Below are 15946 nucleotides of genomic sequence, written 5' to 3'. Positions count from 1 at the left end.
CCCAATCAGCGCACAATCGCGTCGAATTCGCCCAGCATAGGATTTTCACTTGCCTTGGCGGGCTGGTGCTTTATCCCCCCTTCTAAAGCTTTTTGAAATCAAGCCTGACCATGCTTGCTGCCGAAGATGCTTCCAACCACGGCAAGACAAACAGGCACATGACACTTTCCACTGAACGCACTCCGGATCACCCGGTCATGCCCGCAGCCCGCGATTGGGTCAAAACCCTGTCACTCTATCGAGATCCCAACCCGTTACGGAGTGTGACCGAGCTTGCCATCACCGCTGGGCCGTTCCTTGCGCTTTGGGGCCTCGCCTGGTGGGCCATGTCCATCAGCTATTGGCTCACCTTTGCGATCTCGGCCCTCAACGCCGCCTTTCTTCTGCGTCTCTTCGCGATCCAGCACGATTGTGGCCACGGGGCCTTCTTCAAAAGCCGCCATCTTTCCGATTGGGTCGGTCGCACCATCGGAATTCTGACCCTAACCCCCTATGACGTCTGGCAACGCACCCACGCGGTGCATCACGGCAGTCATGGCAACCTCGACAAACGCGGCATGGGCGACATCCACACTCTGACCGTGGCGGAATACCGCGCGCTGTCCTCCTGGGGACGCTTGCAATACCGGCTCTACCGCCATCCGCTTGTCCTGTTCGGTCTTGGACCGTCCTACCTATTCCTGCTGCAACAGCGCCTGCCGGTCGGGCTGATGCATCAATCGCGCTACTGGGTCAGCGCAATTGCCACCAACGCTGCCATCCTCATCGCCCTTTCGCTGATCTTGTATTTCGGCGGGCTGGCAGCAATCCTGCTGATCTTCCTGCCCTCGACCCTGATCGCCGCCACGGCCGGAATGTGGCTGTTCTTCGTTCAGCACCAGTTTGAAAACACCCGGTGGAACACCGCCGAAGACTGGCAACTGCACGACGCTGCGCTCCATGGCAGCTCATACTACGTACTGCCCTCGGTGATCCGCTGGTTCAGCGCCAACATCGGCATTCACCACGTCCACCATCTCTATAGCCGCATCCCGTTCTATCGCCTGACCGAGGTGTTGCGCGACCATGACGAACTGGCCCAGATCAACCGCATGACAATCCGCCAAAGCTTCGCCAATGCGCGGCTGCACTTGTGGGATGAGAAATCGCAACGCATGCTGTCTTTCGGCCAGGAACGCGCCCTGCCCTGAGCCGGGCCGCGTATGGCTCTGCGGGAACATTGGCCAAGCAGAGCCCCGCACGGAATCACGGCTCATCCTCAACGTCCGCTCCAGGCCAAAACCTGCCGCTCTCTCGACTGTTGCGCCAAACTGCCCCTTCGCCCTAGGCTGCGCCTGTAAAGAGGACAGCACGCGATGGCCCCGACACCGCCCACCGACAATACCATCACCATCCCCGACTTGGTGCGTGATCCCTACCCGATCTTTCGCCGCCTGCGCGCCGAGGCCCCGGTGTGTCGCGTCCCCGCCCTTGGCCGGACCCTCCTGACCAAAGCTGCCGACACCAAATACGTCAAGGACACGCCCGCGCTCTTTTCCGCCGATGACCCCGGCACCCCGATGAAACGTGCCTTTCATGCCCATACCCTGATGCGCAAGGACGGGGCGGCGCATCTGCGCGAACGGGGTGCCATGGCACCGGCCTACGCTCCTCGCAACATCCGCGACCATTGGACCGGTATCTATCATGACATCGCCGAAACCTACGTGTCACGCCTGCCGCGCGGTGCAACCATAGATCTGTTCAGCGCACTCGCCGCCCCCTTTTCCGCCCGCTGCCTGACCCACCTTCTGGGCATCGAAAGCGCCACGGACGACCAGATGATCCACTGGTCACAATCGCTGATCGATGGCGCTGGCAATTTCGGCTGGGACCCGGAACCCTTTGCCATTGTCGACGCCGCCCATGACGATATGAACGCGCTTTTCGACCGCGAGACCGAACGCCACCTTGTCGAACAGGGCCCCTCGGCGCTTTCGGCCATGGTCAACGCCGACGACCCGATCGAACTCAGCCAAATCCGCGCCAACGTGAAAATCGCCATCGGCGGCGGCATCAACGAACCGCGCGATGCGCTCTGCACCATTCTGTTCGGTCTGCTGACCAATCCCGATCACATCGCCGCGGTGCGCGAAGACCCGAAATGGTTTGCCGAGGCCTTCGAAGAAGGCGTCCGCTGGGTCGCGCCGATCCAGGCCAGCTCGCGCCGCGCCCTCGAAGATACCGAGATCCGCGGGTACTTCATCGCCAGGGACGAGATCGTGATGACCTCTCAGGCCAGCGCCGGCCGATGCGAAGACGTTCATGACAACGGCGAGGTCTACGACCTCTTCCGTCCGAAAAAGACCCACCAGAGCTTTGGTACCGGGCCGCATTTCTGCCAGGGCACGCATATCGCCCGGATGATGCTGGTGAACCTCATCCTGCCGATGCTGTTCGACCGCTTCCCCAACCTGTCACTACCCGACCCCGCCGCCGTCGTATGGCGCGGCTTCGGCTTTCGCGGTCCACTGAACCTGCCGGTGACGCTGAACTGATCCCGGCAGGCTCCAGGCTGGATTACGCGGTTCGCCGGGCGTTCATCAGAACCGTGACGAGGAAAATCGCCATCGAGGCCAGCGTCAGAAATGATCCGACCTTGGCCAGCGTCTCACCTGTTTCGCGTATCGCCTGAACGATCCCCGGGACCATGATCACCAACCCGGCCAGCGCCACGACATAATGCACCTTGGCCAACATCGCCTCGGCCGCCGCCGGTGTCAGATGGTAATAAACCCCGAAAAGCGCCATCGTCACCCACCCAACAAGGTTCAAGTGCGCATGCGCGCCCCCCAACGCATGATCGCCACTGGCCGACATCTGAATGCCCCAGATCATCCCAAGCGTCACCGCCACGGTGGCGGTTACAAAGAAATACAAAGCTACACCTTTCATATATTCACCCTCCCATTTCCTGTTTTTTTCGTCCGCTCAATGGCGGACCGGTAAAGTGCAATTGGTATTTTTCGGCCACCGCCTCCACGGCCTCCATGTCACGCGGAAGCACGTATTGGCCTTCGGCCATTTCACGAAAAAACTCTTCAAATCCACCCGGCGACACGATGGTCAACATCCTTGCTGGAGCGCCATCACAAACGCGGAAGGCATGTTCGGCCCCTCGTTCGACAAAAACTGTCGCACCAGGGCCTTGAACTGTTCGCGCGCCTTCCAACCAGAATTCCACATCTCCGGACAGAACGACAAATGCTTCGTCGGCATCTCCATGCTTGTGGATAGCCGGTCCATGCCCGGCCTCGGTCACGCTTTCGAAGATCGCGATCCGTCCGTCGGTTTCCGCCGCCCCCAACTTGAACAGATAGGCCGTACCCATCCATTCCAATGTATCAGGTCCAAGAATATGCATGTCAGCCTCCGTCCGGTGCTCTTTCTCCGGCTACCTGGTCAGGGTGGCAGACAAAAATTCATATGGAAAATTTGTTGTTTGTATTCTTAGAATAAACATTATGAATTTCAAAACACTCGACTTGAACCTCCTCCGCGTGTTGGACGCCCTGCTGCAAGAAGGCTCAACCGTGGGCGCGGCCCGCCGCATTGGCCTCACCCAACCTGCCGTTTCGGCGGCGCTTGCCCGGCTGCGGGATGCGCTGGACGATCCGCTGCTGACCCGGCTGGGCCGCGCGCTGGAACCGACCCAGTTTGCCCTCGACCTGAAGCAGCCCCTTCACGACAAGCTTGCCGAAATCGAAAACCTTCTGTCGGCCCCGTCCCGGTTCGACCCTAAAACCGCCCAGCTGGATTTTCGCATCGCCGGAAGCGATTTCTTTGCCGAGCTTCTGATGCCGGATCTTGCCCGCCACCTTGCGGCCAATGCCCCAGGTATCCGCGTCCAACTGGTCAATCTCGTGCCGGATGACTACGTCGAGACCCTCGAACAGTTCGAAATTGAAATGGCGCTGATCCCGCGTGTCGATTTTCCCCCATGGGCCGAAAGCCGGGATGTCATCCGCTCCACCTTCTCGCTGATTGCGCGCGCGGGTCACCCCCGGCTGGCACAGGCAGGGCTGTCGCCCGGCGACACCATCCCGATTGACCTGTATTGCGACCTCGGCCACGTGCTTTTCTCGCCCGAGGGCCGGACCACCGGAATGGGCGATGACGCATTGGCTGCAGTTGGGCGCGACAGGCAGGTGGTCATGACCATGCCGGTGTTTTCCGGGGTCTATAACGCGGTCGCCGAAAGCGATCTCATCGCCCTCTTGCCGACCCAGCTGGCCAACCGCGTCGCACCCAGGCTGGGCCTGTCGCTTTACCAGGCGCCGATGCCGCTCCCAACACCAACACTGTGCATGATGTGGCATCGCCGCGCCACCTCCAGCCCCGCCCACGCCTGGCTCAGGGATCAAATCGCCGTCATTCTCGCACCGATCACCTGCCTTCCCCTTCCCGTCGCAAACGGCTAAATCTGCCGGGAACAATGACGAACCCCATGACCCAGCCAATCTATGCCATAGGTGATATCCACGGCCAGCACGACATGCTGCTCGACGCCCTCACCCGGATCGAGGCCGATGGTGGCGCAGACGCCCGCGTCGTGATTCTCGGAGACCTGGTTGATCGCGGGCCCGACAGCCGCGCCGTGATCGACACGCTGATCGCCGGAATCGGTCAGGGCCGCGACTGGATCGTGCTCCTGGGCAATCACGACCGGCTGTTTCTCGACTATGTCGAGACCGGCAATCCCGACCACCCTCTAATCCGCTCGCGAACGGCGCGCGCCTCGGGCCAGGGCTGGTTGCACGAGATCATGGGCGGCCCAACCACGCTGGCCTCCTACGGGGTCGACCTCACGCTCACCGGCGATGAGCTCTGGGCCGCGACCCGCGCCGCCGTGCCGCATTTCCATACCGATTTCCTCAAGGCCTGCCCGCTCTACCATCTCGAACCCGGGCTCCTCTTTGTCCATGCTGGCATCGACCCCCGCCTGCCGCTGGAATGGCAGACCGAGGAACATCTCCTGTGGATCCGCGATCGGTTCCTCGAGCATTCCGAGCCGTTCAACTGGCTGGTGGTCCACGGCCACAGCTCGATCGAACTGCCCCGCCACTATGGCAACCGCGTCAACCTCGACAGCGGCGCCGGCTTCGACCGCCCGCTGACCACCGCCGTTCTGGACCAGGGCCGCGTCTGGGTTCTGGAACCCCATGGCCGTATCCCGCTCGATCCGTGACGCCGCCCGTGGGGTGTGCGGTTCCGGCCACCCGGGCCGGAACCGCACCGATTGTCAAATCCCAAGACTTCGTCACACCACCGCCCCTTGCGTCAACAAACGCCCGCACCACAACGCCGCCTGAAAAAACGCCCGACAGATAGCCGACAGGTGCCAGACCGAATCCAGCCCTGTTACCGACCTGCCACAGCGTCAAAGGTTAATCGTTGCGCACCGCGCCTGTCACCGCCGCCGCCCCCAGCGCGGTGATGATCCATCCGGCGGCCTTGGCAAACCAGCGGATCCACCATCCCGCCTGCCCCCAGGGACTGCGTGACGTGGACGGCGCCCAGGCGCTCTCTTGCCCAAGGTTCACAATCGGGATCACGATGTCGGCGGCATAGGCAAAGCCTTGAAAAGTCTCCCAATCCTGCCCTGCCTGCCCTTTCTGGCTCCAGAACGCGGCCGGATTTTCCGGATGGCTTTCCGTCGCCGCAACCCATCCTTTTGACACCAAAATCGGCGCCGCATTTGGCGTTATGTCGCCCGCCGCCCAGATCTTCTGAAAAAACACCCCCAGCGCCAGAATTAAAACCACCGCCAGCGCCAGAACCCGCCCCGGCCGGTATCCATATCCCACCGCCCAGCGCATCACCGAATCGGCGGCCCAGACCACCCCACGCCGCGCCGGGTTCCTCATCGCCCGCCGGTTCTCCAACCGCAGGATTTTTTCTTTACGCATCAGAACGGTACGGGCATCCACCCGGTGCCCCATATGCTGCAAAACCCGCGCCAACTGCTCATAAGGCTGCGCAGTGAACTCGGTATCCTCGGGTCGCCGTTCCAACCACGCCAATCGTACCTTCAAATCCGTCTCCGCATGGCGCGAAAAGTCGTCATAAGTGAACCCATCGAGCCGGATCGGATAGGATGCGCCGGGCCCTTCCGGCTCATCCCGGAATCGCGCCACATGGGTCCCGGCCAACGACACGATACCTTGGGTTATCTGGTTGTCCTTGAAGTATAAAATCCCGCCGATCTGCGCCCGGGCCAGCGACAGAACATTGTCTGCCCCGTGTTCCTCGGACCCTTGAAACACCCCACCGATCACGTCCGCCTTTGCTGCAAGCGCGCAATTGGTGATGAACAGGTCATGCCCCACAACAGTTGAGGCCATGAACACTGCCCCATCCGCCGCCAGCGTTGTCTCGCCGTTGGAATAGGGATAATTGCCAAGGAAAACCGACCCCTCCACTCGCATCGACGGGGCAAAAACCGCGTCCTGCCCGGGGCTTGTAATCTCCAGGTCGCAAAGCTGCAGATCCCCGGCAATCCTAGCCCCAGCCAGCCCTATTTCACCGTTGACCACGGTGCCCGCCCGCAAAAACAGCGCCCCATCCAGCCGGACGTGATCCCCGGCAATCCCGGCCATGTCACAACCCGAAAAGAACAGCCCCCTAAGTCGCGCATTCACCATCTCGACCGGCGCGGGCAAACGGCACGCGGTCAGCGACAGGTCATAGGTGACATCCACGCCCTGCAGATCCAGCGGCCCGTCAATCCACGCCCCGCGCAGGCGCAACCCCTTGTCATGCAGGTGTAAATCCGGATCCCCTCTGGTCAGCAACATGCGGATCAACCCGGCCCTGACCGTAACCGCGCTGCTCTCTTCCTCGGGCAGCTCGCCATCCCCGATGGTAATGCGTCCGCCCGCCGTACACCCGGAAATCAGCTTTTCTTCGGCCGCGGACAGGGGCTGATACTCTTTCAATCGCATGCTCCATGGCTGGCATACTCGTGACGCTGGGGCAAGTCTCGGGTCCCCCCTTTTCGCCGCGGCCCGCGCCCCGTATGCTGCATTAGCGAAATTTTCATCATCTCGGGGCAAAACTCATGACGGATATCGTAATTCTCGACGGCGCGCGCACCGCCATTGGCACATTCGGCGGATCGCTTGCCGCCACACCTCCGGCGCAACTCGGCGCGATTGCAGCGCGCGAAGCAATGGCGCGATCCGGGGTCGAGGGTGGCCAGATCGGTCATGTCACCTTTGGCCACGTGATCAACACCGAACCGCGCGACATGTACCTGTCGCGCGTGGCGGCCATGGATGCGGGCATTCCGGACACCACTCCAGCGATGAACGTGAACCGTCTCTGCGGGTCCGGCGCGCAGGCAATTGTGTCGGTGATCCAGTCGCTGATGCTGAACGACGCCGATTTCGGCCTTGCCGGCGGTGCCGAGTCTATGAGCCGCTCGCCCTATATCGTGCCGCAGCAACGCTTCGGTCAGAAGATGGGTGACATCAAGACGCTCGACATGATGCTCGGCGCGTTGAACTGCCCCTTCGGCACCGGGCACATGGGGGTCACGGCAGAAAACGTTGCCGCCGAACATGACATCAGCCGCGAAGCACAAGATGCCTTTGCCATGGAAAGCCAGGTCCGCGCCGCCCGGGCCATCGAAGAGGGGCGTTTCAAGGACCAGATCGTTCCGGTCGAGGTCAAGGTCAAGCGTGACCTCGTGCCCTTCGAAGTTGATGAACATCCCAAGGCCACGTCGCCCGAGGCGCTCGCCGGTCTGCGCACCGTATTCCAGAAAGACGGCACCGTAACGGCAGGCAACGCCAGCGGCATCAATGACGGCGCCGCCGCACTGGTCCTTGCTCGTGCAGAGGCTGCGGAACAAGCTGGCCTCAAACCCCGCGCCCGGGTGTTGGGCTATGCCCATGCCGGTGTCCGGCCTGAGGTCATGGGCATCGGCCCGATCCCGGCGGTCGAGAACCTTTTGGCAAAAACAGGTATGAAAATCAGTGACTTCGACGTAATCGAATCCAACGAGGCCTTCGCCGCCCAAGCGCTTGCAGTCAACAAGGGGCTGGGTATTGATCCCGCCAAGGTCAATCCCAACGGCGGCGCCATTGCCCTTGGCCACCCGGTCGGGGCGACAGGCGCTATCATCACCATCAAGGCGCTCTACGAATTGGCTCGCGTGGGTGGATCCAAGGCGCTGATCACCATGTGCATTGGCGGCGGTCAGGGCATTGCGCTGGCCATCGAGGCACTTTGAAACGCGAGGGGTAAGTCGCTCCAACGCGGCTTACTTCACCTCAATGTCTGCACTGTCCGAGCGTCCTCTCGCGTCAATCACCGACAGGCTAACAAACCCCTTTTCACGCCACGGCAAGGCGATCTCGCGCCGGTTTGCACCCGTCACCACCGGCGCGCCATCGGCCAGCACGGTAAAGGGCGGTTGTCCCTCACGGATCTTCACCACCAGCGGCACGTCCTCTTCCAACGGTAGAAACGCCCCGTCAGGCGGGAACGCGAGAACCGGCGCATCCTGCGGTGCCTCGAACACGGCGTTGCGCCCCCGGAAGCGTTGCAGGGGTTGCGGCAACATCGCGTTCGACACGATCAACGTTTCCGGCGGCGGTGGCGGCAGATCTTCCAATTCCGGTTTCACACGCTGAAAGATTTCGGTCAGGATCGGTGCGGCCAGGTCACCGCCAAAGGCCCCCGGCACCGGCGTGCCATCCGCCCGGCCCAACCAGACAGCCGCCACATGTTGTCCATCAAACCCCACGGCCCAAGCATCACGGTGGCCATATGAGGTGCCCGTTTTGAAGGCAAGCTTGCCCTCACCCTTGCCCCCCGGCGGGGTCAGGCTGGCCAACACATGCGCCACCTGCCAGGCCGCCGAACGGCTGACCACGCGCTGCCTAGCCCTTGAAACGGAATCGGATTTCCATGTCAGTTCAACGGCTTCCCCGCCGCTGGCCAACCCGGCATACAACTGCATCAAATCCTGCATCCTGAGGCCCACGCCGCCAAGGGCAACCGCCAATCCCGCCTTGCCGCCCGGTACCACTGCGCGCACTCCGGCCCGGCGCAGCCCGGCCATGAAGCGGGCCGGGCCAATTTCGTCCATCAGCAAAACCACCGGGATATTCAGCGACAGTCGCAGAGCCTCGGCAATGCGCAGCTCGCCGCGAAAACCGCCGTCAAAGTTCTGCGGCTGATAAGCACCAAAAGCCACCGGACGGTCATCGATGATCGTCTCGGGATGCGCCAGCCCCCGGTCGAACGCCATCGCATAGATCAGCGGCTTCAACGTCGATCCCGGTGAACGCAACGCCTGGGTCATGTCGACAAACCCCTGCCGTGCGCTGGCCGTGCCATAGCTGGCCGACCCGATCGAAGCGATAATTTCACCGCTTTGATGATCCGCCACCATCATCGCTATCGACAGCTGGTCCGGCAGGCCGCGCAAACTCTCGCCCGCCAAGTCTTCCAACGCCCGCTGCACCCCGGCATCTAAGGTAAGATCATGGCGCAGCGCCAAGGGCTCCGACGCCCGCACACGGTCGGTCAGATGCGGAGCCAGCGCCGGGAAGGCGCGGCGCGCCCGCGGTACCGGCTCTTTCACCGCGGTGTCATAAGCCTCCTGCCCGATCACCCCGCCGTCATACATCCGCGCCAACACCCGATTGCGGGCCGCGCGCGCCGCTTTCCAGTTGCGGTCCGGTCGCCGCATCTCGGGCGATTGCGGCAGCGCCACCAGCAAAGCCGCCTGCGCCGGAGTTAACCGCTTGGGTTCCTTACCAAACCAGGCAAAGGTCGCCGCCCGCACCCCTTCCAGATTACCGCCATAAGGCGCATGGGTCAGGTACAGCGCCAGGATTTCATCCTTGGATAACCGCCGCTCCAGCGCCATCGCGAGCCGCATCTGCCGGAGTTTACCGGCAACCTTGCCGGTGCCGCTATCCTCGAGCAGCCGCGCCACCTGCATGGTCAGGGTTGAACCCCCCGAGACCACCTTGCCATTCCACAGCGCCTGCCCAACAGCGCGGGTCATCGCCCAAAGATCCACCCCGCCATGATGGTGAAACCGCTTGTCCTCGTAGGCCACCAGCATATCAAGATAATCCGGGTCAACCTGTCCGGCCCGCGCACCCAACCGCCAGCGTCCATCGCGCAAGGTATAGACCCGCAGCAAATCACCGCCGCGGTCACGCATCTCGACCGAGGTTTCCGCCAGCAACACCGGCAACTCGGTCGCGGCGACCCAGTCGTCAACCGCGTCGCGTATGACCGCCCCGGCAAACAGCAGCGCGGCCAGCGTTATCAGGGGCCAGGCCCGCATCTCACCTCACTCGGAAATGCTGAACCGGCCCGTCGCGCTTTGGGCACGGTATTGCGGACGATACATATCCTCGACCTGCGCTGCCGGGTGATGGAACTCACCGGGCGACACCGCCCGCACGATATAGGCCAGCTGGAACGGCTTGTCCTTGCGCCAGTCGACGGCAGCAAGGAACCGGTCCGAGCGGAACTCGGCATGGTCCGCATGTTGCGGCTTGAGCCAATCGAGCGCCTGGATATCGCCCGAACGCAGCAGGTTCGGATTGTCGATCTCAAACCCGGCCGGCAGCGGATCATCCACCATCAGCCGCGCCTCACCCTTCTCGAACGGGGTCACCTTCAGGGCCACGACATAGCGGTCCCCGACCTTGGGCGACAGCGTCTCGATCATCTCGCCCTCCATGGTGTAATAGACCCGGTCGATACGATAGCCGTAGCCACCAGCGGGCGGTGCCACTTGCGGTACGCCGAAGGTGGTCAGGGTCACGTCGGTATCGCGTCCGCTTTCATTGCGGATGCCCACACCATAGCCAAGCGTCTCCTCTTCCAGCAGCTTGACCAACGGCCCCTCGACTGGCTGACCGTTCATGGTCAGCCCGGCAATCGACGGATCCACGACCAGCGCACGCGCCGCCATCAGGGTCCAGACGCTTTCCTGCGTGGAACGGCGCCCGACGGCTCCACCGATCCGCGCCGCCAGCGCCTCGCGATCCACCGCATTCGACCCGGCCTCGACGGCCAGCGTCAGAACGCCTGCCGCATCACGCAGGTTGGTGCCATAGTCGGCCCGCCAGACCTGACGTTCCTTGGCCGTCTGGCGCCCGATCATGCTGCCCGCGCGGGCAAACATCCGGTCGGCGCGGGTCTGATCGCCATACATCGCCAGCGCCGCGCCCACCTGCGCCACGCCCAGCGCGGTTGAAAACGCCTCGGCTTTTTCGTCGGAATAGTAACGCAAATCTGCCATCGCCGCAGCGCCCTCGCGGGCCAGCACCAACAATGCATAGGCCAAGGCGCTGCCACCCTCGTCAAAGTCGGGATGGTAATTCACCCGGTTGCGCAGGTTGTCCATCGCCATGCGGAAGGCAATCTGCGGCACCTCATAGCCTTCGGCCTTGGCCCGGCTCAGGAAGTCGCTGACATAGGCATCCAGCCACAGATCACCCGAAGATGGATACCACAGCCCGAAACCGCCACTGCTGGCCTGCCGGGCAAGCACCCGTTCGATGGCCTGATCGATCCGCTCATCCACCTTGTCGCGTGCCCCAAGGCCCAGCGCCTTGGCCACCGGGCCAAAGTAAAGGAGTGGCATCGCCACCGAAGTCACCTGTTCGGTACAGCCATAGGGATAGCGATCCAGCGCACTCAGAAGCCCCGGCGCATCCAGCTTGGCCAATGGCCCGGCAGACACCACCGCCGATCCGGTGCCCGGCTTCATATCCGAGAACACATTGTGATCCAGCTTGAACGTGCCGCCAGCGGCCAGGTTGAACCGTTGGGTTACGGCGATGACTGGGTCATTCATCCGGACCGGCATCACCAGGTTCTTGGTCAGTTGCTTGCCATCCGGCGTGGTCAGCGCCACGCGCAGGCTGTGGTCGCCCACGTCGCCAGCGGTGATCGGGATCGAGAAGATGGCCTTTTCCTGCTCGCCCAGCGTCACACCCGAAGGCACATTGCCGCTCAGGCTCACGCCTTGCGCGGTCACATCCAGACCCATCCGGCCCGTCGGACCTTCGGCATGGACGATCTCTAGCAGAAGTCGCGAACTGTCTCCCGGCGACAAGTAGCGCGGCAGGCTCGCCGTCACCACCACCGGATCACGGACCAACACATCGGCCTCTGCCTCGCCCACAGCATCCTTGCTCCAGGCCACGGCCATCAGCCGCACGGTGCCGTTGAACTCGGGCATGTCAAAGACCACCTCGGCCCGACCGTTGCGTGCAACCCGCACGGGCCCGCTGAAATACGCCACCAACTCTTCGGTTGGCGGGGGCGATTGCATCCCGGCCTCGCTTTGGGCGTCGCCGCCCGAACGGACAGCCCCCATCGACCCGGACATGCCATCGATCAGGCGACCATAAACATCACGTATATCCATGCCCAACCGGCGTTGTCCGAAATAGTGCTCGGACGGATCGGGGCTTTGGAACCCTGTGAGGTTCAGAATGCCGACATCCACCGCAGCCACGGTCACATATGCCTCTGTTCCGTGTTCAAGCCCATCGACTTGCACCGCCGCTATCATTGGCCCCCGCGGGGCCGATTGCTCGGGCGCATCGAATGACACGTTCAACTGCTTTGCCCCCGGATCAATTCTGGCATGGGCCAATCCCATCGACCGCGCCGGGTTCTGCCCGGCGGCCACATCCATGGGCCGGATGACCGAGGCGGTTACATAAGCCCCTGCGCCCCAATCGTCGGTCACATCCAGCGGGATCAGGTTTTCACCCTTCACCACCTCGACCGCCTTCATCGCAATCAGCCGGTTCGACATCACCGTCACCAGCGCCGTACCCGCATAGCGCGGCACGATCCGCAGGCGCGCGGTATCGCCGCTCTTGTAGTCCGGTCGGTCGAGCGACAGCTCCAGAACATCGGGCGTCTTGGTCGTGTCCGCCGGCACATACCAGCCGGCATAGAAGTCTGCCGAGCTGGCAATGCCCTCGCCATCGGGGCGTTCGACAACCAATTCGTAGCTGCCCCAATCGACCTTGCCCGACACCTCAACCGGCGTTGATCCCAGCATCACTTCCCCGCTCGCCACCGGCTTGCGGGTGGTGATCACCTCCCAATTCCAATCGCCGTATTCCTTGTACCACTGATACCGGCGATTGACCCGATTAAGCGTCCATTTGGCTGGCATCGCGACAGGTTTCAAATCGGGGCTCAGTGCGATCACCTGGAAGTGCGCTTCGGTGCCTTCCTCGACCACGTCCTCAAACATCGGCTTGATGCCGATCACCGGCCCATCGGGTGCCACGGCTTGAGTGATCCGGCGTTCCACCGGACGACCCGAGCCCTCGGACACACGGGTGATGATCTCAACCTCAAGCGGGCGATCCTTGGCGGGTGCCCCCGGCAAGTCTACCCCGGCAACCGCAACACCGGTCGGCCCGGTGCGGCCCCCATCGAAATAGCCACGACGCGGACCGATTTGCGTGTCATGACGGCCAAAGACATAGCCCGGCCAATCAGCCACACTGCGCTTGGCCCGCAGTATCGTGTCACCCTCGACCGGCAGGTCGCTACCCGGTGCTCCGAACAGGTAGTTCGCAGTCACGGTCAGATCCGTCATCGTGCCGGGACGCAATGGCGTTGTTGGCAGTTTCAGCTCGAAATCAATCCGCTCGGGCAGGAAATCCTCGACCAGAACGGTCTGGCTGGCCAGCGCCGGCTGATCCACATCCGCCTTGATATCCAACCGCCATGTGCCACGCGGCACCGCGTTGCCCACCGGCATGTTGAACACATGCCCCCCGGCAACGCTGGTCCCCGAGAAATGGCGCGCATATTCCACGCCATCAGGCCGAGTCAGGATCGCCGTCAGTGGCAGATCGTCGATTGCCGTTGCCACCCCATCACGCGCCAGCACGGTTGCATTGATCACTTCCCCGGCACGATAAGCGCCCCGGTCGGTGGTCAGGAACACGTCGATCGGCCCCGCAGGCGCACGGCCTTCGACACCTCGATCCGACAAGTCAAACGCCGGATCAGCCAGTGACAGGAAGGCCATGTCGGTTTCGCCATCCTCGACCACGATCAACCCCGGCTCGGCACCCTTGCGGCCACGGGTCAACCCGCCATCAAACCTGGCATAGCCCTGGTCGTCGGTCATCGCCGTGCCCAGCACCCGGTTTGACCGCGACACCAATGTCGCCTTCACCCCGGCCCGAGCCTGGGCATCGCCCAGCGAACGCACAAAGACATGCAGCCCGTCCGCCCCGCTCATCGTCGTCAGGCCCAGATCGGTCAGCACGAACCACTGCGTCGCGCCTTCGCTGTCATATTCATCCTCACCCGGAATCGTCGCGGTCAGCGCATAAACACCCGGATCGAGATCCTTGATCAGGTCCCCCACCGGCAGGCGGGTGGTCATGTCTCGGTTGATTGCGTTTTCCACCTGGCCCTTGCCAGTCCAAACCTCTTCGCCAATCTCCCCAGCAAAGTTACGCGAATTCCAATAGCTGATCCGCTTGCCGAAATAGTTCTCCTGGATCGAGCGCAGCACGTTGCGGTCGCTGATCCGACGCAGCTTCAGGTCCACCTCGCTCAGGTTCACCGTCTGTACCGGCACAGCGGCATCGGCGGCCTTGGGCAACACATAGGCCCGCCCGGCAAAATGCACAGAAGGTGACCGGTCACGCACATAAAAGCGCAATTCCACGTCCTTGATCAGCTTCTCACCATCCTGCGCTGGCAGGCCTTCGCGGAAGGTTACCGTGTAACGCTCCCCGTGGGTTGCCCCACCGATGCAGATGCGTTTGCCTTCAGCCTCGACCGACATACGCTGATCCGGCAATTTTACGTAAGGCGTGTAATCCACACCGGTTTTCATCAGCCGCTCCGAGAAAGTCGCACAAACCCGCGGCTCGGCCTTGTCGCTTTCAACATTGTGTTCGGTAATGCGGAAGCCCCACTTGGCGATTGCCTTGTCCAGCCGTGCGGTCAGCTCCTCGCGCGGCTGGATACTCTCGGCCAAGCGCAGAACCGGAATCGTATCACGCCCCCGATCCATCCGTTCCAGCGCATCCGTCATCACCGAAAGCGCATTGACCCGCTGCGCGTCATTCAGCGCCCGCAGATACCCGTTCGTGGCCGCCTGCATCCCGCGATTGGCGTATTTCCACTGGTCATTCGACTTGGCCGCCTTGATCGCCAGCGACAGGCGGCCATATTCAACCCACTGATCGCTGCGATCTGTCTCGGCGACCGCAGCTCCGGTCCAGCGCATCGCGTTCAGCATATCACCTTGGCTGCGACGGCTTTCGGCGGCATCCAAAATCGCTTCGACCGAGTAATTTCCACCCGGATGCAGCGGCCCAATGCCACGCGCCTGGCTTAGCGCCGCCGACAGGTCGCGATCTGACAACACCCGGTCCAGATCATCGCCCCGCGCCTGCACCACCCGCGCAATCGCCGGATCAAGCGTCAGAACCTCGGCCGACACGGCGCCCTCATAGGGCTGCCGGTCGCTGATGCTTGATTTCGGGAAACAGGAATTCGAGCGCGAATTGAAGGTGAACGCCTTGCAATTCGGATCGCTGAGACAGGCATTCCTGCACGATTTCCTGTTCGTATCGAACAGGGCCTGCAGGTCCGATCCGTAGAAATCCACGTCCTTTGTCACCACCAGGCGACGATCAGGCACGTAATCTTCAGCAAACACTGGCAAAACCAGACCAAGAACAAAGGCGAAAGCGGCAACAAAGCGGCGCATGAAATCCTCCTGTCTGAATGCCCCGATGGTGGCACGACTAAACCGGTTAGGCAACGATTCCCCGGGGTGCGGAATTCCTGACCCCACACTTTCCCACCTTAAGCGAATTTTCACCATAACCACCCATGATCACGGGAACTTTGCGGACAGGTCGGA

At 62.4% G+C, this 15946-nt stretch carries 10 protein-coding genes; 5 read left to right on the top strand and 5 right to left on the bottom strand.

The features are described 5' to 3' along the window. Nucleotides 1-158: 158 nt before the first annotated feature. Nucleotides 159-1190, top strand: coding sequence for a fatty acid desaturase (locus RXV86_RS18895; protein ID WP_316301966.1), 1032 nt, complete (start codon nt 159-161; stop codon nt 1188-1190). A 165-nt stretch (nt 1191-1355) separates the two neighbouring features. Next, nucleotides 1356-2537: a cytochrome P450 gene (locus RXV86_RS18890; RefSeq protein ID WP_316301963.1), complete on the top strand. Its 1182-nt coding sequence runs from the start codon at nt 1356-1358 to the stop codon at nt 2535-2537. A gap of 22 nt (nt 2538-2559) precedes the next feature. Here RXV86_RS18890 and RXV86_RS18885 read toward each other — a convergent pair whose 3' ends face one another. Both RXV86_RS18885 and RXV86_RS18880 read right to left on the bottom strand, forming a co-directional pair. Continuing rightward, nucleotides 2560-2934, bottom strand: a complete 375-nt coding sequence (locus RXV86_RS18885) for a hypothetical protein (protein ID WP_316301962.1) — start codon at nt 2932-2934, stop codon at nt 2560-2562. Between the two features lie 4 nt (nt 2935-2938). Beyond that, a complete protein-coding gene (locus tag RXV86_RS18880; RefSeq protein WP_316301960.1) occupies nt 2939-3403 on the bottom strand; it encodes a cupin domain-containing protein in 465 nt (154 codons plus the stop codon). A gap of 121 nt (nt 3404-3524) precedes the next feature. Between RXV86_RS18880 and RXV86_RS18875 the strand changes: the two genes are divergently transcribed. After that, complete coding sequence (locus RXV86_RS18875; RefSeq protein WP_316301958.1) at nt 3525-4460, top strand: LysR family transcriptional regulator; 936 nt, start codon at nt 3525-3527, stop codon at nt 4458-4460. 26 nt (nt 4461-4486) lie between these two features. Then, nucleotides 4487-5227: a metallophosphoesterase gene (locus tag RXV86_RS18870; protein ID WP_316301956.1), complete on the top strand. Its 741-nt coding sequence runs from the start codon at nt 4487-4489 to the stop codon at nt 5225-5227. 199 nt (nt 5228-5426) lie between these two features. Here RXV86_RS18870 and RXV86_RS18865 read toward each other — a convergent pair whose 3' ends face one another. Next, nucleotides 5427-6983 carry a hypothetical protein gene (locus RXV86_RS18865; RefSeq protein WP_316301955.1) on the bottom strand — a complete coding sequence of 519 codons (1557 nt, stop codon included), beginning with the start codon at nt 6981-6983 and terminating at the stop codon, nt 5427-5429. A gap of 116 nt (nt 6984-7099) precedes the next feature. On the opposite strand from RXV86_RS18865, the gene RXV86_RS18860 reads away from it, so the two are divergent. Further along, on the top strand, nt 7100-8275 hold the full coding sequence (locus RXV86_RS18860; protein ID WP_316301953.1) for an acetyl-CoA C-acyltransferase family protein: 1176 nt from the start codon (nt 7100-7102) through the stop codon (nt 8273-8275). Nucleotides 8276-8305: 30 nt separating this feature from the next. On the opposite strand, the gene pbpC is transcribed toward RXV86_RS18860, so the two are convergent. Together pbpC and RXV86_RS18850 are read right to left on the bottom strand one after the other, a co-directional pair. Continuing rightward, nucleotides 8306-10351 carry a penicillin-binding protein 1C gene (pbpC, locus tag RXV86_RS18855; protein WP_316301951.1) on the bottom strand — a complete coding sequence of 682 codons (2046 nt, stop codon included), beginning with the start codon at nt 10349-10351 and terminating at the stop codon, nt 8306-8308. 6 nt (nt 10352-10357) lie between these two features. Further along, a complete protein-coding gene (locus RXV86_RS18850) occupies nt 10358-15790 on the bottom strand; it encodes an alpha-2-macroglobulin family protein (RefSeq protein WP_316301950.1) in 5433 nt (1810 codons plus the stop codon). Nucleotides 15791-15946: the final 156 nt, after the last annotated feature.

It is taken from the genome of Aliisedimentitalea sp. MJ-SS2 (assembly GCF_032586155.1).
Taxonomy (GTDB): Bacteria; Pseudomonadota; Alphaproteobacteria; order Rhodobacterales; family Rhodobacteraceae; genus JAWHTC01.
Note: the sequence above shows the minus strand (reverse complement) of the source record. Positions and strands in the feature narration are given on the sequence as shown.